Here is a 24,592-nt window from a genome sequence, read left to right on the forward strand (position 1 = left end):
ATCTGAAGCGGCCCGGTTAGCGTGCGATCGTGCTGGTACGCTTGATCTTGTTCTGCAACTGCATGATGCCGTACAGCAAGGCTTCAGCGGTCGGAGGACAGCCAGGCACATACACGTCGACGGGCACGATGCGGTCGCACCCGCGCACCACGGAATAGGAGTAATGGTAGTACCCGCCGCCATTGGCGCAGGAACCCATCGAGATGACCCAGCGTGGCTCTGCCATCTGGTCGTAGACCTTACGCAGGGCCGGCGCCATCTTGTTGCACAGGGTGCCGGCAACGATCATGACGTCGGACTGACGCGGCGACGGACGAAACACGACGCCGAAACGGTCCATATCGTAGCGGGCTGCGCCCACATGCATCATTTCGACCGCACAGCAGGCCAGACCGAACGTCATCGGGAACATAGACCCGGTGCGCGCCCAGTTGATCAGCTTGTCGGCCGAGGTGGTGATGAAACCTTCGCTTAATACGCCTTCAATAGCCATGGCTTATTCCCAGTCAAGGGCACCTTTCTTCCAAATGTACCAAAATCCGACCACGAATTCAGCGATGAACACCATCATCGTGACGAAACCGGCCCAGCCCAGGTCGCGCATTGCAACGCCCCATGGGAAAAAGAATGCCGTTTCCAGATCGAACAAAATAAACAGGATTGCGACCAGATAGTAGCGCACATCGAATTTCATGCGCGCGTCTTCGAATGCTTCAAAGCCACATTCGTACGGGGAGAGTTTTGCTGCGTCAGGCTTGTGAGGGCCTAACAGGCGCCCCAGGAGCTGGGGAGCGATACCGACACCAAGGCCGATAATAATGAACAGCAGGACGGGGAAGTAATTTTCGAGGTTCACGATTGATGAGCTTATATTGAACGATCGGTTAAATGAGGACACTGCGATCATTTGCAGCGTATCTAACGCACGACCCCAATCAAAGCTAAGACCAGGATCGAACGACACATCCTCGTAAAAAAAGCCAGCAACTTTGTACGAGCCATGGCCCGTGCGCCGTTGCTGGCTTCTGATTTCTGGTGCCGACGACGAGACTCGAACTCGTACAGCTTGCGCCACTACCCCCTCAAGATAGCGTGTCTACCAATTTCACCACGTCGGCGGTAAGGCCCGTATTCTACTCTGCTTTGCCGCTAAAGTTAATGCACAAATGCATCAAAACACAGATAAAAACGATAAATTTTTACATCTTCCAGCGCGCCACGATTTTTTCCTGCCGCGCTGCCAAAACATTGAGCAATAATCTGCCCGTAATGAGAACTACTCTCGATGAGGTGTCGAGTTATTACTCAGTAAATACCAAATTACTTCGGAATCGCGCCGGCCGGGGTGCTGGCAACCGGTGCCGCCGCTGCCGGAGCGCTGGCGGCCGGAGCTGCAGGCACCGTCGTCGGGATCGCGCCCGCGCCGGTGACCGGCACTGGCTTGACGACTTTGTCCATCACGCCGCCGCCGACCGTGGTGGCGCGCTGATTGGCCATCAGCGACAGGGCCAGGGTGGCGCCGAAGAAGATCGCGGCGGCAACGCCCGTCGACTTCGACATGAAGTTCGACGAACCCGTCGCACCAAACAGGCTGCCCGAGGCGCCCGAACCGAAGGCGGCACCCATGTCGGCGCCCTTGCCGTGCTGCAGCAACACCAGCGCGATAATCGACAAAGCCGAGATAACCTGTACTACCACTACCAGATTGAACATCATGTTCATTGCAATTCCATTCTTAGTTTAAATTAATTCAATCAGCGGCGTGAATAATCGCCAGGAAATCCGCCGCCTTCAATGCCGCTCCACCGATCAGACCGCCATCGATATCCGGCATCGCCATCAATTCTTTTGCGTTCTCCGGCTTCATGCTGCCGCCGTACAGGATCTGCACGCCGGCCGCCGCTACCGCATTCTTTGCCGCCAGCTGGGCGCGCAACACCTGGTGCACGTCCTGCGCCATTTGCGGCGTGGCCGTCTTGCCCGTACCAATGGCCCAGACCGGCTCATAGGCCAGCACCAGTCTCGCCACGTCGTCGGCGGAAATCGCCGCCAGCACGGCGCCCAGCTGCTGCGCCACCACTGCGTCGGTCTGACCCGCTTCGCGCTGCGCCAGCGTTTCGCCGATGCAGACGATAGGCGCAATGCCCGCCGCCAGCGCGGCAACCGTCTTGGCCGCCACCTGCGCATCGCTCTCGCCATGGTAGGCGCGGCGCTCGGAATGCCCGATCACCACATAGCCGCAGCCGAAATCCTGCAGCATGGCAACCGAGATTTCTCCCGTGTAGGCACCGCTGGCATGCGCGGAAACATCTTGCGCACCCCAGCCGAGAGCCGTGCCTGCCAATTGCGCCTGGCACTGCGCCAGATATGGCGCGGGCACACAGACGGCGCTGGCGGCGCCGGAGGCAGCCAGGCCAGCCACTATTTCAGACAATAACACCGCGTTCGAGGTGCGACTGCCGTTCATTTTCCAATTTCCGACGACGAGTTTGCGACGCATAGTAGCCTAAATTCTAATAACCCGTCATTCTAACCCCGGCACCGATGCCGGTCAAACCGGCAGCGCCCCGTTTCAAACAACTTGCAACATGATCTTGCCCACGTGCGTGCTCGCTTCCATCAAGGCATGCGCCTCGTTGGCTTTTTCCAACGGGAAAGTCTGATAGATGACAGGCTTGATCTTGCCCGCCTCGATCAGCGGCCAGACGGTCGTGCGCAAGTGCTGCGCGATGGCCGCCTTGAAGGCGACCGAACGGGGACGCAAGGTGGAACCCGTCACCGTCAGGCGGCGGCGCAGCAAGGTGCCCAGGTCCAGCTCCGTCCTGGTGCCGCCCTGCACGGCGATCAGGCCGATGCGGCCGTCGTCGGCCAGGCAGCTGATCTCGCGCGGCAGGTAGTCGCCGCCCACCATGTCGAGGATGACGTCGACGCCCTTGCCATCGGTCAATTCCTTGACGACGGCAACGAAATCTTCCGTGCGGTAATTGATACCCCGTTCGGCGCCCAGCGCTTCGCAGGCGCGCGCCTTTTCGTCGCTGCCGGCCGTGGCGAAGACGCGATGACCGAGCGCGGCCGCCAATTGAATGGCCGTCACGCCGATGCCGGACGTGCCGCCCTGCACCAATAACGTTTCACCATCGGCCAGCGCGCAGCGGTCGAAGACATTGCTCCACACGGTAAAGAAGTTTTCCGGCAAGGAGGCGCCTTCCAGCGCCGTCAAGCCTTGCGGCAAGGGCAGGCACTGCCCGGCGGGCGCGGCGCAGTATTCGGCATAGCCGCCACCCTGCACCAGCGCGCAGACCAGGTCGCCTTTTTTGAATTCAGTATTGCTGAAATCGCCATCGACGACTTCGCCCGCCACTTCCAGGCCCGGCAAGTCGGATGCGCCCGCTGGCGGCGCATACTTGCCCAGGCGCTGCAGCACGTCGGGACGGTTGATGCCGGCCGCGTGCACCTTGATCAGCAGCTCACCGGCTTTGAAGGCGGGAACGGAACGCTCGGTGATCTGCAAAACGTCGGCGGGACCTGGCTGGCTGATGGCAACTGCACGCATGGCGGGACTCTTTCAAGGGAAAACGGCGATTGTACGCCAAGCCGTCCACCCTTGCAGGGAGCCTCCCGCCCTAGGCGCCACCCGTCTTCGACTGGCGCGGCAAGGGCGTGCCCGGCTTCCATTTGGCCGACAGGGCTTGCCCTTCCTCGACTTGCTCATGCGTCATCTTGCGCACCACGGCGGCGCGCTGGTCGGCCGCATTCGCGTTGCCATTCGCGGCCGCCAGGTTCCACAGCATGTAGGCGATGACGTTGTCCTGCTGCACGCCGCCCATGTGGTAGCGGTACATCAGGCCCAGCACCTGCTGCGCCTCCGCATGGTTCTGCTCGGCCGCCTTGCGGAACCAGCCGACGGCCTGCTTGTGGTCCTGCAGCACGGCGTTGCCCGTGTAATACATGGCGCCCACGACGTACTGTGCATCGGCCTTGCCCTGCTCGGCCGCCTTGCGGTGCCAGAACATGGCTTGCTTGTAATCCTGCGGCAAACCCCGTCCCATGTAGTACATCAAGCCCAGCAAATGCTGGGCATCGGCGCTACCGGTCTTGGCCAGTGGCAGGATTTCCTTGTAGGCGAGCACGTAATTCTTGTTGTTGTAGGCGCTGGCGCCTTCGGCGAAACCAGCCCGCGCGGGTAGCTGTATCGTCAACAGCATGAGTAATGTAATGATCAGTTTTTTCATCGGAATGGGATGTGGTCTGACTACTTATTCTTGTCCTGCCGAAGGCCTGCGGCAGGATGCTTTTACTTCCAGCTGACTTTGCCCAGGCCCTCGACGCTGACATCGCGGTTGGCCGGCTTGCCGTACACCACCACGGAACCGAGTCCGCTCAGGTTCAGCCTGGCATTCGTATGGGCATTCACCGTGGCATTGCCGAGGCCGCTCAATTCCAGGTTCACGGCATCCGCTTCGAATTGCTGCGCATTCAGGCTACCCAGGCCGCCCAGGCTGGCTTTCAGGATGCGCCCGCGTCCGCCCAGCACCACCGAGCCGGCGCCCTGCAAGTCCAGCTCGGCCCGCTCATTGTTGCCTATCCATATTTGCATGCTGCCCACGCCGCCCAGGCTGGCATTGAGCTTGCGGTAGTCGCCCACCAGCTTGATGCTGCCCGCCCCTTCCAGCGACAGGGTCAGTTCCTCACCCTTGAAACCCGTGATGTCCGTGCTGCCAAAGCCTTCCGAACTGACTTCGCGCAAATTCGGCAGAACCAGGTCGGCGCGGATCGACGAAGGGCCGAGCTTGAAGCCCCGTACTTCCGTTTCGATGTGCAGGGTGTCGCCGCTTTGCGCCGTGCTGACATCGGCGATGTAGCGCTTGTCGGCCGTGATGCTCAAGGACGCCACGTTGCCCTGGCGAATGCGCACTTCCATCACGCCGTCGAGCTTGACGCGTACCACGCGGGCGTCGACGTTGCGCATTTCCAGCAAGCGGGTCTCGGCCGCCACGCCGCGCACCAGGCCAAAAGTCGCCAGGAACAGCAGCGCCAGTTGCAGTATCTTTTTCATGTAGAGCATCCTCGGTATCTTGTTTTTATGTGTCGCGGCGCCCTCGTGGGGCTTGCCCGCATTGCCATTGACCACCACTGTAGCAGCGCAGAAAAGGGCTGACAATCGGGCTGACAATCAATCAGGCGAAACGGGCTTTTTCGGCAGCGCTCAGGCGCTTGGCCTTGACCACCACCACGTGCATGTCAGCCTTGTTCGCTGGCGCGGCCACGGTGGCCGTGGAGCTGGCCACTTGCAGGGCCGGAGCGGCCGGGGCGATGGCGTAGCAGCCGGCGCCGAGCACGATGGCGACGGCAACGGCAATGACTTCCATGTTTTTAGCGACGTTCATGTTGGTTCTCCTCGGGTGTCTGGCAGTGGGCTTGCGGTATGGTGTCACTATAGCCATACCGCCCCCGGCCAACACGCCGATTGCGACGAACTGCGCTTTTGGCAGGCTGGCCTGACAAAAACGCGGATGAACGTGCAGATCGCTAAGAGTCTTCTTAAAACTCTTCCCATTCGTCGGCGCCGGACTTGGCCGCCTTGACGGGCTTGGCCGGCGATGGCGCGTGGACCGGCGCACGCGGCGCAAGGACACGAACGGCTGGCTTCGCCTTGAGGCGCGCCACCGGCGCGGATGCCGGCGCTGCCGCAGGCGTATCGCCCAAGCGGAACATGCCGACGGCTTGCGCCAGGTCCACGGCCTGCTCCTGCAAGCTTTCCGCGGCAGCGGCCGCTTGCTCGACGAGAGCCGCGTTTTGCTGCGTCATGGTATCCATGTGCGTGACGGCCGTATTGATCTCGCCGATGCCGGCGCTCTGTTCGCGGCTGGCCACGGTGATCTCGCTCATGATGGTCGTCAATTGCTGCACCGAGGCCACCACCTGATCCATGGTCTGGCCCGCTTCATTGACGAGGCGCCCGCCCGCATCGACTTTTTCCACCGAGTCGCCGATCAATTCCTTGATTTCCTTCGCCGCGCCTGCGGAGCGTTGCGCCAGGCTGCGCACTTCGGACGCCACCACGGCAAAACCCCTGCCCTGCTCGCCCGCGCGCGCCGCCTCGACGGCCGCGTTCAGGGCCAGGATGTTCGTCTGGAAAGCGATGCCGTCGATCACGCCGATGATGTCGACGATCTTGCGCGAGCTTTCCTGGATGCCCGCCATCGTACCGACCACCTGCTGCACCACGCGGCCGCCCTTGGCCGCCACTTCCGAGGCGGACACGGCCAGCTCATTGGCCGCGTGCGCGTTTTCCGCATTCTGCTTGACGGTCGAGGTCAGCTCATCCATCGAGCTGGCTGTTTCTTCCAGCGCGCCCGCCTGCGCTTCCGTGCGCGACGACAGGTCGGCATTACCGGCGGCAATGTCGGCCGATTCGCTGCGCACCAGGGTGCTGATGCTGCGGATCTGCACCAGCACGGTGGCGATCTTTTCCACGAACAAGTTGAACGCCTTGGCGATCTGCGCCAGCTCGTCCGTACCTTCCGCGTCGAGGCGGCTGGTCAGGTCGCCATCGCCCGTGGCGATCGCTTCCATGGCATCGCGCACCACGCCCAGGCGGCGCAAGGCGCGCGCCACCAGCACGCTCAAGACCGTGGCGGCCAGGGCCAGCACGAGCAAGGCCGTCAGGGCCGAGGCGCGCAGCATGGAACTCAGGGCTTGCGTCGCTTCGGCGCGGTCGAGCACGGTCGCCAGCAGCCAGTCGCTGCCCGGCACTTTACTTACATGCAAGATGCCGTTACGCTCGCCGAGGCGAATGGTGGCGCCGTCGCCGCTCTTTTCGATATCGGCCAGCGCCTGCGCGCTCAGGCCAGGGTCCAGCTCAGCCAGCGGTTTCAGGGTCAGCTTGCCGTCCGGGTGAGCGATGATCTTGCCGCCGCCATCGACGAGGAAAGCATAGCTGGACGCCGTCGGCTTGATCGAGGCGACGTTTTGCACCACCGCATCCATCATCACGTCGGCCGCCATCACGCCCGTCACGCTGCCCTTGCCGCCCAGCGGCTCGGCAAACGTCACCACCAGCTTGCCCGTGCTGGCGCCGATATACGGCGCCGTAATGATGGGGCCGCCCACTTCGGACGCCAGCTTGTACCAAGGGCGCGCCGTGGGATCATAGTCGGCGGCGCGCTTGCGCTCCTGCGAAAAGACGGCGTGCTTATCGGCAAAGCCGATATACGCCATGTCGAAGGTACCGGCCTGCTCGGCCGCCTTCAGGGCCGGCAACGGATCGGCCGCCGTGGCGCCCTGCTTGAGCGAAGCGACGACCGCTTGCTTGGAACGCAGCCATTCAGCGATGGCTTGCGCGTGGCTGTGCGACAACTGCAGCATCTGCGTGTCGAGCGCCGCCAGGGTGCTGGAGCGCGTAGTGAAGAAATTGGCGATGGCCACAGCCAGCATGGCCAGCACGACGATGGAAACGGCGATGGCGATCAGCCGCGCCTTAAGGGAGGACAACATGGAGCATCCAATAAAAAAGAGAAAATCGGGAGGGATGCACCATGGTCGGGGAATAAGATTTTGTCGTCAAGCAATACTAACAGTCAATTACCCATAAACAACAATTGATACCATATAGTTCATGTCTCGCCGCGCAGCTTGCGCAAGGCCGGCGAGTCGCCACCCGTCGCCTCAATGCGGAAGCGGGCAAACGCCTGCTCCAGCTCAGGGTAGCGGCGCAGACTGCCTTCGCTAAAGTAGCGCCCGCCAGGGATATCGCCCCATGGCAGCGGTGCGCTCAAGCCCCCGCTGCCCGCCAGGGCCAGCAGCGGCTCGAGCGCGCTGCGCAGGTCGGCCACTTCCGTATCGGCGCCCGCCAGGCGGGCCAGCAACTGTTCCAGTTCGGCGGCACGCGCCTGCAAACGCTGTTGATCCATCATCGCTCCTCAGTTCTTGATCGTGCCGATCAGCACGGGCGCCGACCACAGGCTGCGGTTGGGCAATAGATACTGTTGCGCCCCGCCACGGCGCCGCACCAGCCCGCCCAGCTCTTGCGTGGGCGCCACCATGCTGACGAAGACGTTCACCGTGCCCTTGGGCATGATCTGGTACACATCATACAGCGGCGCCTCGCTCTTCAAGGGCAAGCCGAAACAGTCGGCCAAGGTAGTGCAGCGGCCAGATGCCAGCTGCAATTGCGCGCTGGTGGTGAAATACGGCGAATATGGCGATACATTCTGGCCATGCGGCACGATTTTGACCAGCGCGGCAGCCATCGGCTGCAGGTACGGCACGGTGCTGCCGGACGCCAGCTGCTCCACGGCCCGCGCATAAATGGTGTCGGCCGGAGCGGCAGGGTCGGCCGCGCGCAGTTCGCGCAAGAACTGCTGTCCTGGTCCGCTATCGAGATAGGAGTCGATAGCTTGCCGCGGCAATCCCGCCGTCCTGAAAGTGCTGAGGTCATTGATTTCGCGCGCATGCACGGTGCGCAAAGCATCGAGGTCCTGCGCCGGCATGGCCGCGGAGGCGGCGGCAATGGGAATGGGCAATGGCACCGGCGTCGGTGCGTTGTCCAGCTGCGCCCAGGCACCGGGCGCGACGGCAAGCAGAAAGGCGGCGGCCAGCCCGCGGAATGTGCGCATGCTGCATCTCCTTGGAAGACTCGTTCAGGGGAGGATCCCCTCCCGAATCTACAAGGCGTCAAACTGGCCAATGCGAGCTGGATCAAGGCCGACGCGCAAAACGGCATCTACCTTGACGCAGCGCAAACGCGGCGCAAAAAAACCGCCAGGGCTTGCGCGCTGGCGGTTTTGATCATGCGGCCGAGGCCGCAGTCAGGCGAATCTGAAGGACATTAAGCGGCTGGCGCTTCGTTGCCTTCAGCAGCTTTCATCGACAGTTTCAGACGGCCGCGGTCGTCCGTTTCCAGCACTTTGACGCGAACCAGCTGGCCTTCTTTCAGGTAGTCGGCCACGGCGTTGACGCGCTCGTTGGCGATCTGCGAGATGTGCAGCAAGCCGTCCTTGCCTGGCATGACTTGCACGATGGCGCCGAAGTCCAGCAGTTTCAGCACGGTGCCTTCGTAGGTCTTGCCCACTTCGACGGAAGCGGTCAGTTCTTCGATGCGGCGCTTGGCTTCCTGGCCGGCAGCTGCGTCGACGGAAGCGATGGTGACCACGCCTTCGTCGCTGATGTCGATCTGGGTGCCCGTCTCTTCGGTCAGCGCGCGGATCACGGCGCCGCCCTTGCCGATCACGTCACGGATTTTTTCCGGGTTGATCTTGATGGTGATCAGACGCGGTGCGAAATCGGACAGTTCGGTTTTGACGTGCGGCATGGCTTTTTGCATTTCGCCCAGGATGTGCTCGCGGCCTTCTTTGGCTTGCGCCAGTGCCACTTGCATGATTTCCTTGGTGATGCCCATGATCTTGATGTCCATCTGCAGCGCCGTGATACCGTTGCGGGTACCGGCTACCTTGAAGTCCATGTCGCCCAGGTGATCTTCGTCGCCCAGGATGTCGGACAGCACGGCAAACTTGCCGCCTTCCTTGATCAGGCCCATGGCGATACCGGCCACGTGTTCTTTCATCGGCACGCCGGCGTCCATCAGTGCCAGGCAGCCGCCGCACACCGATGCCATCGACGAGGAACCGTTCGATTCCGTAATTTCCGATACCAGGCGCACCGAGTAGCTGAACTCTTCAGCTGCTGGCAGGGCGGCGATCAGCGCGCGCTTGGCCAGACGGCCGTGGCCGATTTCGCGGCGTTTCGGCGTACCGACACGGCCCGTTTCGCCGGTGGCGAACGGAGGCATGTTGTAATGCAGCATGAACGAATCGGTGAACTCGCCCATCAACGCATCGATCTTCTGGCTGTCGCGGGCGGTGCCCAACGTTGCCACGACCAGTGCCTGCGTTTCGCCGCGCGTGAACAGGGCCGAACCGTGGGTGCGTGGCAGCACGCTGGTGCGGATCGAGATCGGACGCACGGTGCGCGTGTCGCGGCCGTCGATGCGTGGCTCGCCGTCCAGGATTTGTGTACGCACGATTTTCGCTTCGATGTCGAACAGAATGTTGTTCACTTCTGCGCTGTCGATGGACGCGCCACCGTTGGCGGCGGCTTCAGCCGACAGGTCGGCGATCACTTCCGACGTCGCTGCTTTCAGCTTGGCCGTACGCTCTTGCTTGTCCTTGGTTTGATACGCATCATTGATCTTGGCGTTGGCGAAATGCGCGACGCGGGCGATCAGTGCTTCGTTTTTCGGCGCAGGCGCCCATTCCACTTCCGGCTTGCCGCCGTCACGCACCAGGTCGTGAATCGCGTCGATGACGACTTTCATCTGGTCGTGGCCAAAGACCACGGCGCCCAGCATGATTTCTTCGGACAGCTGTTTCGCTTCCGATTCGACCATCAGCACGGCCGTTTCGGTACCGGCGACCACCAGGTCCATTTCCGACGTTTTCAGTTGCTGGACGGTCGGGTTCAGGATGTACTGGCCATTCGCGTAACCGACGCGCGCAGCGCCGATAGGACCGCTGAAAGGCACGCCCGAGACGCACAGGGCAGCCGAGGCGCCGATCATGGCGGCGATATCCGGATCGATTTCAGGGTTGACCGACAACACGTGAATGATGACTTGCACTTCATTCAGGTAGCCTTCCGGGAACAGCGGACGGATAGGACGGTCGATCAGACGCGATGTCAGTGTTTCTTTTTCGGAAGGACGGCCTTCGCGCTTGAAAAAACCGCCCGGGATTTTACCGGCAGCATAGGTTTTTTCAACATAATCTACCGTCAAAGGGAAGAAATCCTGGCCTGGCTTGGCATCTTTGCGTGCCACCACCGTTGCCAGAACGACGGTATCTTCGATCGACACCAGCACTGCGCCGGATGCCTGACGTGCGATTTCGCCGGTTTCCAGGGTCACTTGATGTTGACCGTACTGGAAGGTTTTCGTAACTTTGTTAAACATGGGGTATCCCTTTTCTAATTGCCGACAGATTTTCAGGGGCTGTCGTTCACCTCACCACAGGCGGTGGAAAAACCGTTGCCGCCTTTACTACTTTACTTTTAAAACATGATATCGGTAGAGAATACTGCACTTGCCGACATAAATCCGGAATTCAAATGACAAAATGCCCGCGTCAGCGAACTGGCGCAGGCATTTCTGTATAAACCTTGTACGGCAAAAATTACTTGCGCAGACCAAGTTTAGCGATCAGGTCGCGATAACGGGTAGCGTCTTTCGACTTCAGGTACGACAACAGGCTCTTACGACGGTTGACCATCATGATCAGGCCGCGGCGGGAGTGGTGATCTTTCGAGTGGGCTTTGAAGTGGCCGTTCAGTTCGTTGATGCGAGCTGTCAGCAGTGCAACTTGCACTTCAGGGGAGCCGGTGTCGTTTTGACCACGTGCGTTGTCCGCGATGATAGCGGCTTTGTTGATGTTTTCTACTGTCATGATAAACCTTTCACATGCGGTGCACAGAGTCTGAACCCTATCCACCGTGAACTACGATTATTAAAAGACTGGCCTATGCTTCCAACCAGACGCGCAAGTATATCGGAAAAATGCCCGTCTGTATCCTGCCGCGCGCGCTTTTCTCGGTGCATGATAGGATTTCCCCGCATTTCAGGAGGATAAACATGAAAACACTGCTCAAATCAGCAACACCGCTGCTGTTTGCCACGCTGGCCGGCTGCGCCAGCTGGAACGTCCCGCCGCCCCAGCCGGGCGAACCGCGCGCCGCCGTGGAAGCGCGCCTGGGCCGGCCAAGCAATATCTATCAACTGCCCACCGGTCCCGAGCTTGAATACGCCACGGGGCCGTACGGCCAGTACACCTACATGGCCCGTTTCGGCCCCGACAACAAGCTCATTTCCTACGAGCAGGTGCTCGACACGCCGGGCTTTGCCCGCATCAAGGTAGGCGTGTCGACCCAGCAAGACGTGCTGCACACCCTGGGCCGCCCGACGGAAACCTCGTACCTGTCGCTGCCAAAATTGCACGTCTGGTCCTACCGCTACAAGGAGTCGGGCGTGTGGGATTCCATGATGCACGTGCATTTCGACCACGACGGCATCGTGCGCATGATGATGAACGGGCCCGATCCGGCCAAGGAAGAGCGGCGGTTTTTCTGGTGAAGGCAGCCTTATGGTTGAGGGTCGATACGCTCATCCTTGGCGTGCAATTTATTGAGCGCCGACAAATACGCCTTGGCCGACGCCACGATGATGTCCGGGTCGGCGCCCACGCCGTTGACGATGCGCCCGTCGCGCGACAGCCGCATCGTCACTTCGCCCTGCGACTGCGTGCCCGTGCTGATGGCATTGACGGAGAACAAGACCAGCTCCGCGCCGCTGGCGGCTGCGCTTTCGATGGCGTTGACGGTGGCGTCGACGGGCCCGTCGCCCTGCCCTTCGCAGCTGCGCTGCACGCCGCCGACGAGAAACTCCACGCGCGCATGGGGCACGGCGCCCGTCGTCGACTGCTGTGCCAGGGAAATGAAACGGTAGTGCTCACTCTCCTGCGCCTGCTGTTCTTCGCTGACGAGGGCCATGATGTCTTCGTCGAATATCTCGGATTTCCGGTCCGCCAGCTCCTTGAAGCGCAGGAAGGCCGCGTTGACTTCCGCCTCCGATTCGAGCGCGATGCCCAGCTCGTGCAAGCGCTGCTTGAAGGCATTGCGGCCCGACAATTTACCGAGCACGATCTTGTTGGCGGTCCAGCCCACGTCTTCGGCGCGCATGATTTCATACGTTTCGCGCGCCTTTAAAATGCCGTCCTGGTGGATGCCGGACGCGTGCGCAAAGGCGTTCGCGCCGACGACGGCCTTGTTCGGCTGCACGGCAAAGCCCGTGATCTGCGACACCATTTTCGAGGCCGCCACGATTTGCGTCGTATCGATGCCCACCGTCAAGTTGTAATAGGCGGCGCGCGTGCGCAGCGCCATCACCACTTCTTCCAGCGCCGTGTTGCCGGCCCGCTCGCCCAGGCCATTGACCGTGCATTCGATCTGCCGCGCGCCGCCGATCATGACGCCGGCCAGCGAATTGGCCACGGCCAGGCCCAGGTCGTTATGGCAATGCACGGACCAGATGGCCTTATCGGCATTCGGTATGCGCTCGCGCAAGCGCTTGATGGTATTGCCGAAGATTTCGGGCACGGCATAACCGACCGTATCGGGGAAATTGATGGTGGTGGCGCCTTCGGCGATCACAGCTTCGAGCACGCGGCAGAGGAAATCCTCGTCGGAGCGGCTGCCGTCTTCGGGGCTGAATTCGATGTCGTCCGTGAACTGGCGCGCATAGCGCACGGCGTTCTGCGCCTGCGTCAGCACTTGCTCTGGCGTCATGCGCAGCTTGATCTGCATGTGCAGGGGCGAGGTGGCGATGAAGGTGTGGATGCGCTTGCGCTCGGCAGGCGCCAAGGCTTCGGCGGCGCGGGCGATGTCGCGGTCGTTGGCGCGCGACAGCGAGCAGATGGTGGACTCGCGCACGGCGCCGGCAATCGCCCGTATCGATTCGAAGTCGCCTTGCGAGGCGGCGGCGAAGCCCGCTTCGATCACATCGACCTTCAGGCGTTCAAGCTGCCTGGCGATGCGCAGCTTTTCCTCGCGCGTCATGGACGCGCCCGGCGATTGCTCGCCGTCGCGCAAGGTGGTGTCAAAAATGATGAGTCGGTTGCTGGTGTTCATGGCTGCTCCTGGCTGGCTGAAGACTGGCGACGCTACCGACTCAGCGCATTAATGCTCGGGGTCGGTCTGGATGATGCTGACGGGCTTGCCCTTCGCCATGCGCCAGAAAAACACGGCGTAGCCGGACAGGCCATAGGCGACGAAAATCGGGAACAGCACTTTCGGCGGGTCGATGGAAATGAGCGCGAAGAACAATGCCAGCAGGAATACCACGATGAAGGGCACGGACTTGCGGAAATTTACATCCTTGAAACTGTAGAACGGCACGTTCGTGACCATGGTCAGGCCGGCGAACAGGGCGATCGTCCACGATACCCAGGCCAGCTGGTTGCCGGCAAATTCCAGGTCGTTCATCAGCAGGATGAAGCCGGCCACCATGGCGGCCGCCGCCGGGCTGGGCAAGCCCTGGAAGAAGCGCTTGTCGACGACCTGGATATTCGTGTTGAAACGGGCCAGGCGCAAGGCGGCGCCGGCGCAATACACGAAGGCGGCCAGCCAGCCCAGTTTGCCCATGCCGCGCAGCGACCATTCATAGATCACCAGCGCCGGCGCGGCGCCGAACGAGACCATGTCGGACAGGCTGTCGTACTGGGCGCCGAATTCGCTCTGCGTATTCGTCAGGCGCGCGATGCGGCCGTCGAGGCCGTCGAGGATCATGGCGATGAAGATGGCCCAGGCCGCATGTTCGAATTTCTGGTTCATGGCCATGACGATGGCGTAGAAGCCGCAAAACAGGGCTGCCGTCGTGAAGGCGTTCGGCAACAGATAGATGCCGCGGCGGCGCAAGGTTTTCTTGCCTGTGCCATCGCTCACCGGCTGGCGCACGAATTTGCTGAAGCGGGACGCTTTGGAGACTGCGGGAGTGCCGTTCTTGCCTCTACGACGGGGGAAGTTTGCCATGTTGTTCCATATCTTGTGTGCTGCGGGGGAATCGGTGCCAGATGGCGGGGGCATGACTGTCACGGCATGCGCCCGCCGATGTTGTCATTATAGAGGAGCCACCGCCAAAGAAAAGCGCGGCGGCGTCAAGCTGGCAAGATTGACGCCTGTTCAAGCATTATTTGAACTTGATCTTGGCCACCAGGCCCATGTTCAGGGTCGTTTCGCCCGCCTCGAAACTCGGTTCGGCCACCTGGTTGCCGCCATAGCCCATGGCGTCGGCGCTCATGTTGCGCGCACCGGTCACGCTGACGCGCTGCGCGTAGTTGCCCGAGCCTTCGAAATCGATGGTGTCGATCACGGCCTCATTGACGTTGCGGCCCATGGCGCCGGCGATGGCGGCGACACGCTCGTTCAGGTTTTTATAGGCGGCGGCGATGCGCTGATCGTCGAGCTTGCGGATGGTGGCGGGCGCCAGGCCGAAGTTCAAACGGTTCAGGGTCAGCACGCCTTGCGCCGCTGACACGGTTTTCGGCAAGGCGGCCAGATTCGTCGTCGTCACCTGCAGGTATTGGCCCACTCGCCAGCCCGTTGGTACGCGTGGCTTGGCGGCGACGCCTGGCGGCAAGGGCGCCGTTTCCGGGTAGACGGCATACGTGTAATAGCCCTGGGTCTTCAGCACGGCTTGCGGATCGGCCTTCTTGACGATGGCCGCGCCCTGATTCATCTTCTGGTTCACGCGCGAGGCGGCGGCGGCCTTGTCCTTGTCCTGCTCTTCGATGGCCAGCGTGATGGTCACCTGGTCGTTCGCATGCACCACTTCGCCATTCGCCGGCACCACCACGAGGGTGCCGGAGGTGGGCAAGGCCTGGGCATGTGCGCCCAAGGCAACGGTAGCGGCGGCGGCGGCCAGCAGCGATTTCATGACGGTCATAGTGTTCTCCAGGAAAATAATGGGGCAAAAACAAGCATGGGGCCAACAGCCCCATGATTTTCAAAACAGTCTATCGCGGAAATATTTCCACGCTGGCGCTTACTTGAACTTGACCTTGCCGACGACACGCATGTCGAGCGTCGTTTCGCCCGGCTCGAAGCTCGGCTCGGCGACGACACTGCTGTCTTCGGCCATCTTGGCGCTGCGCATCATCATCGGTGCGGCAGCAGCACGGCTTTCGGTGGCGTAGTTGCCCGAACCTTCGAAGTCCACCGTATCGAGCACGGCATCGGACACGTTGCGGCCCATGGCCTTGGCGATGGCGGCCACGCGCTCATTGAGGTTTTTGTACGTGGCGGCGATGCGCTGGTCATCGAGCAGGCGGATGGTTTCCGGCTTCAGGCCGAAATTCAAACCGTTCAGGGTCAGCACGCCTTGCGCTGCCGACACGGTTTTTGGCAAGGTCGCCAGGTTGGCCGTCGTCACTTCCAGGTACTGGCCAACGCGCCAGGCCGTTGGCAAACGTGGCTTGGCCACGGCGCCAGCCGGCAATGGGCGCTCTTCCGGATACACGGGATAGGTGTAGTAGCCGTACGATTTCAGCGCTGCCGATGGGTCGGCCTGCTTGACGATGGCGATGCCCTTGTTCATCTTCTGGTTGACTCGCGACGCGGCGGCAGCCTTGTCCTTGTCCTGTTCTTCGATGGCCAGGGTAGCGACCACCTGGTCATTGACATGCTTGACTTCGCCAAATGCGGGGACGACCACCAGGGTGCCGGAAGTGGGCAAGGTTTGCGCTTGTGCGCTCAGGGCAACGGTGGCTGCGGCGGCAACAAGGACGGATTTCATCACGGTCATGGGGTACTCCTAGCTAGTTAATGTGGCTGACAGCCAGCGAACGGGATGCTTTTGCCATCCCTTTCACCTGAGAAACTTGTCAAACTGTGTAGATTCTAACGCCTCGTTCATTCCTGTGGCGCAAATTAACAAATCGTCACAAAATGTGCTTGCCAGTCACATCTGCTCACATTTCAACACACTGCCATCATAAATAACAATGTTATTAGTGACCAATCACCGCGCCGCCGCTGCGCCGGCCCGGCTTGAAACTGTGGCGGTGCGCGCGCCAGGCGATAGCCAGCGCCACCAGCAGCAAGGTCAGCATGGCCCACGGGAACGATGCCGCGCCATAGCCGTCGAGCAGCATGCCGCCCGCCAGGCCGCCGCCCGCGATGGCCACGTTCCAGATGGTTGCCACCATCGCTTGCGCCACGTCCATGCCATCGCCGGCAGCGTCCGCCGACGCCGTCTGCAGCAAGGTGCCGGCGCCGCCGAAGGTGATGCCCCAGATGGCCATGCTGACATAGATGACGATGGGGGAATCCATCGCCAGGCCCAGCGCCACCATCACGAGGGCAAAGGCGGCGATACAGCCCAGCACGAGCGGGCGCAGCCAGCGGTCGATCAGCTGGCTGACCAGCCAGATGCCGGCCAGCGATCCCACGCCATACACGAGCAGCACCAGGTCGACGCGGGGGCGCAAGCCGGACGGCGCCAGGAACGGCGCGATATAGGTATACAGAATGTTATGCGCCAGCATCCAGGCGACGATCACCGCCAGAATCGGCCGCACGCCCGGCGTCAGGAACACCTGGCGGATCGACAGCCGTTCGCCATTCTTTTGCCCAGGGTAATCGGGCACGACCAGCAGCACCCACGCGACCAGCACCACGGCCATGCCGGACATGATGCCAAAGATGCTGCGCCAGCCCAGCACGCCGCCCATCAGGGTGCCCAGCGGCACGCCCAAGGACAGGGCCAGCGGCGTGCCGATCATGGCAATGGCCATCGCCCTGCCCTGCTGCTCGGGACGCACCATGCGGCGCGCATAGCCCGCCATCAAGCCCCAGGCCAGCCCGGCGGCCATGCCAGTGACGAAGCGCGCGATCAGGGCGACGGCATAGTTGGGCGCCAGGACCGTCGCCGTATTGAAGATCAAAAAGCCTATGATGGCCAGCAACAAGACATTGCGCCGGCGCCAGGTGCTGGTCAGCGCCGTCAGCGGGATCGCCGTCAGGATGGAGCCGATCGCATAGACGGTCACCAGCTGGCCCGTCATGACTTCGGAAATATTCAGGTCACGGGCAATCTGCGGCAGCAAGCCGGCCGGCAAGGTTTCCGACAGGAGGGCAAGGAACGCCGTCATGGCCAGGGCCAGCAAGGCCAGGATGGGGATGGAAGAGTCAACAGCAGCCTGCGAGGGCGCCGTGGCGGTGATACGGTCAGTCATGGGGGTCCTTCTACTTGCGCAAGCGGTTAAGAAACTCGCGCCTGGCGTGTGACAAAAACGGTGATGCGCGTTGCGGTCGGCAGATACCGAAACAGATGCAGTCCATAGGAAACTGCAAAGGAAGGGCGGGATTATATAGGAGACGGGCAAAAACCGTGCGTGCTCAAACAACCGTGCTCACGCTGGCGTCATGCAGGCATCGTTGGCCGCCTTGCGTGGCGAAAACCAGGCATTCGATTTCGGACTGTACAGCAAGGCGCAGATGACGGCGAACAGTAGCGCGCCAGGCAAGACGTGCATCTTAAGCGGCAAGGTCGCCAGGCAGATCGCAACGTCGATCACGCCCCACACCAGATACACGGTGCGTGCGCCACGCTGCCTTTGCAGCATGGCCAGCGCTGCCACCAGGTTAATGCCCATGCTAAAAAACAAAATCGCGTATTGCACCTCGGCGGGAATCACGCTGTGCCCCGTTCCGCCCAGCATGGCGGGATCGTTGCGGCCGAAGTAAGCCGACACCAGCGCTGACAGCGAGCCGAGGATCAGAAACCAGCAGCTGATGGTCACCAGGAAGGGGCGCTTGAGCACATGAAGATTCCCGACAAAAACTTTAGAAAAAACAAGCATGGTGCTCACGGTATGGTTGAATGGCCCTGATTGTAATGAAAAAAGCCGGCTTGCGCCGGCTTCTTGCAAAGAACGATAAATGCTTAGTTCTTCGACTGGTCAACCATCTTGTTCTTGGCGATCCAAGGCATCATGGCGCGCAGTTTCGCGCCCACTTCTTCGATCTGGTGCTCGGACGTCAGGCGGCGGCGCGAGATCAGGGTCGGTGCGCCTGCCTTGTTTTCCAGAATGAAGCTCTTCGCGTATTCGCCCGTTTGAATGTCTTTCAGGCATTGACGCATCGCATCCTTGGTGGCCGAGGTCACGACTTTAGGACCGGTCACGTATTCGCCGTATTCAGCGTTGTTCGAGATCGAGTAGTTCATGTTGGCGATGCCGCCTTCATAGATCAGGTCGACGATCAGTTTCAGTTCGTGCAAGCACTCGAAGTACGCCATTTCAGGCGCGTAGCCCGCTTCCGTCAGGGTTTCGAAGCCGGCCTTGATCAGTTCCACGGCGCCGCCGCACAGCACGGCTTGTTCGCCGAACAGATCCGTTTCGGTTTCTTCACGGAAGTTCGTTTCGATGATGCCGGCGCGGCCGCCGCCGTTGGCCGAGGCGTACGACAAGGCGATATCGCGGGCGATGCCCGATTTGTCCTGGTACACGGCGATCAGGTGGGGCACGCCGCCACCCTGGGTGTAAGTGGCGCGCACGGTGTGGCCCGGGGCTTTCGGCGCGACCATGATCACGTCCAGGTCGGCGCGTGGCACGACTTGGCCGTAATGCACGTTGAAGCCGTGGGCGAAGGCCAGCACGGCGCCTTGCTTGGCGAACGGCGCGATGTTTTCGTTGTAGACCTGGGCGATGTTTTCATCTGGCAGCAAGATCATGATGACGTCGGCCGCTTTCACGGCGTCGTTGACTTCCGCTACTTTCAGGCCAGCTTGCTCGACCTTGGTCCACGAAGCGCCGCCCTTGCGCAGGCCGACGGTGACGTTGACGCCCGAATCGTTCAGGTTTTGCGCGTGTGCATGGCCTTGCGAACCGTAGCCGATGATGGCAACGTTTTTACCTTTGATCAAGGAGAGGTCAGCGTCTTTGTCGTAAAAAACTTTCATGGTATTTCCTATATATTTGATGATGCGTTGTTGTTTTAAATGCGGCCCGTGGGCCGCGTAGTGCTGCTATGTGCTTTTATACTTTGAGGATGCGTTCGCCGCGGCCGATGCCGGAACCACCCGTGCGGACGGTTTCCAGGATGGCGGCGCGGTCGATCGAATCGATGAACGCGTCGAGCTTGACCTTGTTGCCGGTCAGTTCGATCGTGTACGTCTTTTCGGTGACATCGATGATGCGGCCACGGAAGATATCGGCGGTGCGCTTCATTTCCTCGCGCTCCTTGCCCACGGCACGAACCTTGATCAGCATCAACTCGCGTTCGATATGCTGGCCTTCGGTCAGGTCCACCACTTTCACCACTTCGATGAGGCGGTTCAAGTGCTTGGTGATCTGCTCGATGATATCGTCCGAACCGCTGGTGACGATGGTCATGCGCGACAGGGTCGAGTCTTCCGTCGGCGCCACGGTCAACGTTTCGATGTTGTAGCCGCGTGCCGAGAACAGGCCCACCACGCGCGACAGGGCGCCCGCTTCGTTTTCCAGCAAGACAGAAATAATATGGCGCATGATTAGAGATCCTCCGAGCCAAGCATCATTTCGGACAGGCCTTTGCCGGCTTTCACCATGGGCCACACGTTTTCGGACTGGTCGGTAATGAAATTCATGAATACCAGCCTGTCTTTCATGCCAAACGCCTCTTTCAGGGCGCCGTCGACGTCGCCCGGTTTTTCAATTTTCATGCCCACGTGGCCATACGCTTCCGCCAGCCTTTCGAAGTCGGGCAGCGAATCCATGTACGACTCGGAATAGCGCGAACCGTAATCGATTTCCTGCCACTGGCGCACCATGCCGAGGAAACGGTTGTTGAGCATGATGATCTTCGGCGTCAGGTGATACTGCTTGCACGTTGCCAATTCCTGGATGCACATCTGGATCGAACCTTCGCCCGTGATGCAGGCAACGGTGGCGTCCGGATTGGCCATCTGCACGCCCATGGCGTACGGCAAGCCGACGCCCATGGTGCCCAGGCCGCCGGAATTGATCCAGCGGCGCGGCTTGTCGAAGCCATAGTATTGCGCGGCCCACATCTGGTGCTGGCCCACGTCGGACGTGATGAAGGCGTCGCCCTTGGTGATCTGGAAGACTTTTTCCACCACCGACTGCGGCTTGATGACCAGGTCGGAAGTCGGATATTTCAGGCATTCGCGACCACGCCATTCGGCGATCTGCTTCCACCAGTTGCTCAGTGCATTGACGTTTGGCTTGGCTTCGGCCGCGTCCAGTTGCGCGAGGAACTCGATCAGCACGTCCTTGACGTTGCCGACGATGGGGATATCGACCTTGACGCGCTTGGAAATCGACGATGGATCGATGTCCACGTGGATGATCTTGCGCGGATGCGAGGCGAAATGCTTCGGGTTGCCGATCACGCGGTCATCGAAACGGGCGCCGATGGCGATCAGCACGTCGCAATTCTGCATCGCCATGTTCGCTTCGTAGGTGCCGTGCATGCCGGGCATGCCGACATACTGCTCGCTCGATGCGCGGTAGCCGCCCAGGCCCATCAAGGTATTGGTGCACGGGAAACCCAGGCGGTCGACCAGCTTGTTCAGCTCGGGAGCCGCATTCGCCAGGATCACGCCGCCGCCCGTGTAGATCATCGGGCGTTCGGCTTGCAGCAACAGCTGCACGGCCTTGCGGATCTGGCCCGAGTGGCCCTTGTCGACGGGACGGTAGGAACGCATCTCGACTTCCTTCGGATAGTCGAAATGGCATTTGTGCATGCTGATATCCTTGGGGATATCGACCAGCACGGGTCCCGGACGGCCGGTACGGGCGATGAAGAAGGCTTTCTTGATCGTCGCTGCCAGGTCCTTGACGTCCTTGACGAGGAAGTTGTGCTTGACCACGGGGCGCGTGATGCCGACCGTGTCGCATTCCTGGAACGCATCCTGTCCGATGGCGTGGCTCGGCACCTGGCCGGAGATCACGACCATGGGAATCGAGTCCATGTACGCGGTCGACAGGCCCGTGACGGCATTCGTGACACCCGGACCGGACGTGACGATGGCGACACCGACTTTGTTCGAGCTGCGCGAATAGGCATCGGCGGCGTGGATCGCGGCCTGCTCGTGGCGTACCAGGATATGCTGGAATTTGTTTTGCTGGAAGATGGCGTCGTAGATGTAGAGTACGGCTCCGCCCGGGTATCCAAAGACGTGCTCGACGCCCTCTTCAGCCAGACAGCGCACGACAATTTCTGCGCCGGTAATGGGTCCTGCTGCTGCTTCGGTATTCATGAAACATTCCTTTCAAGGTCCATTGGAGATTGATCGGATGTTCTTTCCTGACGAAGTTCGCCGTGCGCGACAGTGCTCCTGCTTCCCTTTTCATGCGGTCACGCCATTTCTTTGGGCACCCATAGATACCTTACAAAACAACGCTTAACGCAACTCGTTTGGCCGGAGTTTCTGTGGCGCCTGTACGAACCGCTCGCGCTTGTGGCACGGGTTAGAACAAACTGCCTACAAATGAAAGCGCGTCTTGCCGCGGATGGCCTTGTGTGCCGGTCGCGACCTGACCATAGGGCTTTGGGGTGTTCAAAGCGTCCCATACGTTATCGCGTTGCACCATTATGGTCAAGGAAAATGTCGGCCTCGCTGCATTTTTGCTCGCACGCCGTGCAAAAACCCTGCGGAAACGCACATTTTTTGCTAGCATGCACGGGGTTGCAAAAAGCATACCCGCCCCAATTCGCCCACCGCACCCGCAGCCCGCTAAGATCCCCATACCGCATGGCAACAGACAAAGAATTATCCGACTTTCTAGAAAATGTCGAGCGGCGCGCTTTCAAGCAGGCCGCCTACGCGGTCCGCAAGGAAGAATCGGCACTCGACATCGTGCAGGATGCCATGATCAAGCTGGCCGAGAAGTACGGCGACAAGCCGGCCGCCGAACTGCCGATGCTGTTCCAGCGCATCTTGCAGAACACCATCCTTGATTATTTCCGACGAGAAAAAGTTCGCAACACCTGGGTCAGCCTGTTTTCCGGCATGAAGCCCTCGGGCGACGAGCATGAAGATTTTGATATACTTGACACGTATGAATCGGAACAGGGTTCGAGCGCTGCCGAATCGTCGGCCGACCAGGTCGAACGCGCGCAAATGCTTGATTTGATTGATGCGGAGGTACAAAAACTGCCGTCACGTCAACGCGAAGCCTTCCTCATGCGTTATTGGCAGGACATGGATGTGGCTGAAACAGCGGAAGCGATGGGTTGCTCCGAAGGTAGCGTGAAAACACATTGCTCCAGAGCTACCCACACGCTCGCCGAATCGCTGAAAGCCAAGGGAATAAAATTATGAACACCGACGATCTCAATTTCGCTTACAAAGTGCGCCATGCACTGAACGAAAAACTCGACGACCTGCCCGCATCGGCCACCGATCGCCTGGCAGCGGCACGCAAGCTGGCCCTGTCGCGCAAGAAGGCGGACGCGCCCGCCGCCGTTGCCGTGCGCAAAGACGTGTTCGCCGGTATCGCCAGCAGCCTGTTTGTCGAGCCGCTGTCGTGGCTGGGCCGCATGAGCGTGATCATCCCCCTGCTGCTGCTCGTTGGCGGCCTGGTGGGCATCTATCAGTTTGAGCAGGAACAACATATTGCCGAACTGGCAGAAATCGATGCCGCCGTGCTGTCGGACGAATTGCCGCTGTCTGCGTACATGGACCATGGCTTCAACGCCTACCTGACGAAACGCGAGCAATAAATGGCACGCACGAGCGTACGCAAAGGCTGGCTGGCTGGCGGCATCGGCCTGGGCGCCTGCGCCCTGGCGGGCGCCGCCTGGGTAGGCGCGCAACAACATCCTGCGCCCGCGACCACTGCCATGGCGGCAGCGTCCGTGACGGCGCCGGCCCCGGCCGTCAAGCCTGGCTCGCCCCGCACGGCCGGCAAAGGTGGCACGCCGCCCAAGGCCGGCGACAACCCGTCCTGGAACAAGCTGTCGCGCGCGCAGCAGGAAGCCCTGCAGCCGCTGGCGGGCGAATGGAACAAGCTGGAACCGCTGCGCAAGCAGAAATGGCTCGATATCGCCAACCGCTTTGCCTCCATGTTGCCCGACGAACAAACCCGCGTGCATGAACGCATGCGCGAATGGATCAAGCTGACGCCGGAACAGCGCCGCCTGGTGCGCGAAAACTATACGCGCACGAAGAAGATTGATCCTGGTCAAAAAACCGCACAGTGGGAGCAATACCAGCAATTACCGGAAGATCAAAAGAAAAAGCTGGCGACGGAACTGGTGCCGAAAAAACCGCTGGGCAAGGTGCCGGCGATCAATTCGAATACCAGCAAACCGCCCGTGATCGTGCCACCCGCCATGCCGGCAGCGCCTGCCGTCGCCGCGCCCGTCTTGCCGCCAGCTCCCGCAGCGGCCGCCGTGCCAGCCAGCGATCCTGCTGCAGCCCCCGCCACCGTGCCCGTCACGCCACCTGCCACGCCTGCCCCACTGCCGAACTATGCCAAATAGCACCAATAGCACGCCTGCCGCCAGCATCACTTCCCATCCCACGATCAAGCGCCGCCTGATTTCCATGGTGTACGAATCACTGTTGGCCCTGGCCGTGCTGTTCTTGCCTTTCCTGCTGTTTGAACTGGCCGTGCAAGGCGCGCATACGCCGTTGACGGAACACATGCGCCAGTGCCTGGCCTTCCTCATCATGGGTGCATATTTCATCCATCAATGGAGCCGCGAAGGGCAAACCCTGGCCATGAAGACGTGGCGCTTGCAACTGGTGCTGGCAGGCCACGCCCACGTGCCGCTGCGCGTGGCCGCCTACCGCTACATCCTGTCATGGATGTGGCTGCTGCCGGCGCTGCTGGTGTCGTATGCATTCGATTTGCAGCACTGGACTGCCCTGGGCGCCATCGGCGTCGGCATCCTGGCCTGGTCGGCCACGGCCCTGTTCACGGGCAATGGACAATTCCTGCACGACAAGCTGGCGGGTACGCAGATCGTGCAATTGCCAGCCCCCGCGAAAAAGTCGAAAAAAGTCGCCGCCTGAGTTTTTACGCGGCTTGACCTGGGT

27 protein-coding genes and 1 tRNA gene are annotated in these 24,592 nt (G+C 61.0%); 5 read left to right on the forward strand and 23 right to left on the reverse strand.

Going from position 1 to position 24,592, the window contains the following annotated elements; all coding sequences use genetic code 11:
* Nucleotides 1-16 precede the first annotated feature (16 nt).
* From CLU91_RS08380 to rpsO, 14 genes are all read right to left on the reverse strand, one after another.
* Nucleotides 17-493: a NuoB/complex I 20 kDa subunit family protein gene (locus tag CLU91_RS08380; protein ID WP_010399733.1), complete on the reverse strand. Its 477-nt coding sequence runs from the start codon at nt 491-493 to the stop codon at nt 17-19.
* Nucleotides 494-496: 3 nt separating this feature from the next.
* Nucleotides 497-856, reverse strand: a complete 360-nt coding sequence (locus tag CLU91_RS08385) for an NADH-quinone oxidoreductase subunit A (protein ID WP_071076971.1) — start codon at nt 854-856, stop codon at nt 497-499.
* Nucleotides 857-1,033: 177 nt separating this feature from the next.
* Nucleotides 1,034-1,118: transfer RNA gene (locus tag CLU91_RS08390), tRNA-Leu, on the reverse strand.
* Between the two features lie 202 nt (nt 1,119-1,320).
* Nucleotides 1,321-1,722: a preprotein translocase subunit SecG gene (secG, locus tag CLU91_RS08395; protein WP_035820525.1), complete on the reverse strand. Its 402-nt coding sequence runs from the start codon at nt 1,720-1,722 to the stop codon at nt 1,321-1,323.
* A gap of 28 nt (nt 1,723-1,750) precedes the next feature.
* Entirely contained in the window at nt 1,751-2,500 is a 750-nt protein-coding gene (gene tpiA / locus CLU91_RS08400; protein ID WP_100873793.1) for a triose-phosphate isomerase, read from the reverse strand.
* A gap of 72 nt (nt 2,501-2,572) precedes the next feature.
* Complete coding sequence (locus CLU91_RS08405; RefSeq protein WP_100873794.1) at nt 2,573-3,553, reverse strand: NAD(P)H-quinone oxidoreductase; 981 nt, start codon at nt 3,551-3,553, stop codon at nt 2,573-2,575.
* Between the two features lie 70 nt (nt 3,554-3,623).
* Nucleotides 3,624-4,232 carry a tetratricopeptide repeat protein gene (locus tag CLU91_RS08410; protein ID WP_100873795.1) on the reverse strand — a complete coding sequence of 203 codons (609 nt, stop codon included), beginning with the start codon at nt 4,230-4,232 and terminating at the stop codon, nt 3,624-3,626.
* 62 nt (nt 4,233-4,294) lie between these two features.
* Nucleotides 4,295-5,056, reverse strand: a complete 762-nt coding sequence (locus tag CLU91_RS08415; protein ID WP_100876637.1) for a GIN domain-containing protein — start codon at nt 5,054-5,056, stop codon at nt 4,295-4,297.
* Nucleotides 5,057-5,177: 121 nt separating this feature from the next.
* Entirely contained in the window at nt 5,178-5,387 is a 210-nt protein-coding gene (locus tag CLU91_RS08420) for a hypothetical protein (protein WP_100873796.1), read from the reverse strand.
* A gap of 154 nt (nt 5,388-5,541) precedes the next feature.
* Nucleotides 5,542-7,497 carry a methyl-accepting chemotaxis protein gene (locus CLU91_RS08425; protein WP_198521286.1) on the reverse strand — a complete coding sequence of 652 codons (1,956 nt, stop codon included), beginning with the start codon at nt 7,495-7,497 and terminating at the stop codon, nt 5,542-5,544.
* Between the two features lie 119 nt (nt 7,498-7,616).
* On the reverse strand, nt 7,617-7,913 hold the full coding sequence (locus tag CLU91_RS08430) for a hypothetical protein (RefSeq protein ID WP_100873797.1): 297 nt from the start codon (nt 7,911-7,913) through the stop codon (nt 7,617-7,619).
* Between the two features lie 9 nt (nt 7,914-7,922).
* The gene (locus CLU91_RS08435) at nt 7,923-8,618 is read right to left on the reverse strand and encodes a hypothetical protein (protein WP_100873798.1); all 696 of its coding nucleotides are present in this window, start codon (nt 8,616-8,618) and stop codon (nt 7,923-7,925) included.
* 212 nt (nt 8,619-8,830) lie between these two features.
* Nucleotides 8,831-10,948 carry a polyribonucleotide nucleotidyltransferase gene (gene pnp, locus CLU91_RS08440; RefSeq protein WP_071076349.1) on the reverse strand — a complete coding sequence of 706 codons (2,118 nt, stop codon included), beginning with the start codon at nt 10,946-10,948 and terminating at the stop codon, nt 8,831-8,833.
* Nucleotides 10,949-11,168: 220 nt separating this feature from the next.
* Nucleotides 11,169-11,438, reverse strand: coding sequence for a 30S ribosomal protein S15 (rpsO, locus tag CLU91_RS08445; RefSeq protein WP_071076969.1), 270 nt, complete (start codon nt 11,436-11,438; stop codon nt 11,169-11,171).
* Between the two features lie 185 nt (nt 11,439-11,623).
* Here rpsO and bamE point away from each other — a divergent pair, with 185 nt between their 5' ends.
* Nucleotides 11,624-12,121, forward strand: coding sequence for an outer membrane protein assembly factor BamE domain-containing protein (gene bamE / locus CLU91_RS08450; protein WP_100873799.1), 498 nt, complete (start codon nt 11,624-11,626; stop codon nt 12,119-12,121).
* 8 nt (nt 12,122-12,129) lie between these two features.
* On the opposite strand, the gene CLU91_RS08455 is transcribed toward bamE, so the two are convergent.
* From CLU91_RS08455 to CLU91_RS08495, 9 genes are all read right to left on the reverse strand, one after another.
* Nucleotides 12,130-13,674, reverse strand: coding sequence for a 2-isopropylmalate synthase (locus tag CLU91_RS08455; RefSeq protein ID WP_100873800.1), 1,545 nt, complete (start codon nt 13,672-13,674; stop codon nt 12,130-12,132).
* Nucleotides 13,675-13,722: 48 nt separating this feature from the next.
* Entirely contained in the window at nt 13,723-14,574 is an 852-nt protein-coding gene (pssA, locus tag CLU91_RS08460) for a CDP-diacylglycerol--serine O-phosphatidyltransferase (RefSeq protein WP_100873801.1), read from the reverse strand.
* A gap of 157 nt (nt 14,575-14,731) precedes the next feature.
* Nucleotides 14,732-15,487 carry an SIMPL domain-containing protein gene (locus CLU91_RS08465; RefSeq protein ID WP_100873802.1) on the reverse strand — a complete coding sequence of 252 codons (756 nt, stop codon included), beginning with the start codon at nt 15,485-15,487 and terminating at the stop codon, nt 14,732-14,734.
* A 99-nt stretch (nt 15,488-15,586) separates the two neighbouring features.
* Entirely contained in the window at nt 15,587-16,345 is a 759-nt protein-coding gene (locus CLU91_RS08470) for an SIMPL domain-containing protein (protein WP_100873803.1), read from the reverse strand.
* A gap of 205 nt (nt 16,346-16,550) precedes the next feature.
* Nucleotides 16,551-17,777, reverse strand: a complete 1,227-nt coding sequence (locus tag CLU91_RS08475; RefSeq protein WP_100873804.1) for an MFS transporter — start codon at nt 17,775-17,777, stop codon at nt 16,551-16,553.
* Nucleotides 17,778-17,954: 177 nt separating this feature from the next.
* The gene (locus CLU91_RS08480) at nt 17,955-18,365 is read right to left on the reverse strand and encodes a hypothetical protein (RefSeq protein ID WP_100873805.1); all 411 of its coding nucleotides are present in this window, start codon (nt 18,363-18,365) and stop codon (nt 17,955-17,957) included.
* Between the two features lie 122 nt (nt 18,366-18,487).
* Entirely contained in the window at nt 18,488-19,504 is a 1,017-nt protein-coding gene (gene ilvC, locus CLU91_RS08485; RefSeq protein WP_034750044.1) for a ketol-acid reductoisomerase, read from the reverse strand.
* 76 nt (nt 19,505-19,580) lie between these two features.
* On the reverse strand, nt 19,581-20,072 hold the full coding sequence (gene ilvN, locus CLU91_RS08490; RefSeq protein ID WP_010399754.1) for an acetolactate synthase small subunit: 492 nt from the start codon (nt 20,070-20,072) through the stop codon (nt 19,581-19,583).
* A gap of 2 nt (nt 20,073-20,074) precedes the next feature.
* Complete coding sequence (locus tag CLU91_RS08495; RefSeq protein WP_100873806.1) at nt 20,075-21,805, reverse strand: acetolactate synthase 3 catalytic subunit; 1,731 nt, start codon at nt 21,803-21,805, stop codon at nt 20,075-20,077.
* Between the two features lie 495 nt (nt 21,806-22,300).
* Here CLU91_RS08495 and CLU91_RS08500 point away from each other — a divergent pair, with 495 nt between their 5' ends.
* From CLU91_RS08500 to CLU91_RS08515, 4 genes are read left to right on the forward strand one after another with little or no spacing between them, the layout of a single operon-like run.
* On the forward strand, nt 22,301-22,870 hold the full coding sequence (locus CLU91_RS08500) for an RNA polymerase sigma factor (RefSeq protein WP_034750048.1): 570 nt from the start codon (nt 22,301-22,303) through the stop codon (nt 22,868-22,870).
* Entirely contained in the window at nt 22,867-23,271 is a 405-nt protein-coding gene (locus tag CLU91_RS08505; protein ID WP_035820561.1) for a DUF3619 family protein, read from the forward strand. The genes CLU91_RS08500 and CLU91_RS08505 overlap by 4 nt, the downstream gene beginning before the upstream one ends.
* Nucleotides 23,272-24,033 carry a DUF3106 domain-containing protein gene (locus tag CLU91_RS08510; protein ID WP_100873807.1) on the forward strand — a complete coding sequence of 254 codons (762 nt, stop codon included), beginning with the start codon at nt 23,272-23,274 and terminating at the stop codon, nt 24,031-24,033.
* Nucleotides 24,023-24,568, forward strand: coding sequence for an RDD family protein (locus tag CLU91_RS08515; protein WP_100873808.1), 546 nt, complete (start codon nt 24,023-24,025; stop codon nt 24,566-24,568). The genes CLU91_RS08510 and CLU91_RS08515 overlap by 11 nt, the downstream gene beginning before the upstream one ends.
* The last annotated feature ends 24 nt before the right edge of the window (nt 24,569-24,592 follow it).

The sequence above is a fragment of the Janthinobacterium sp. 64 genome, assembly GCF_002813325.1.
Taxonomy (GTDB): domain Bacteria; phylum Pseudomonadota; class Gammaproteobacteria; order Burkholderiales; family Burkholderiaceae_D; genus Janthinobacterium.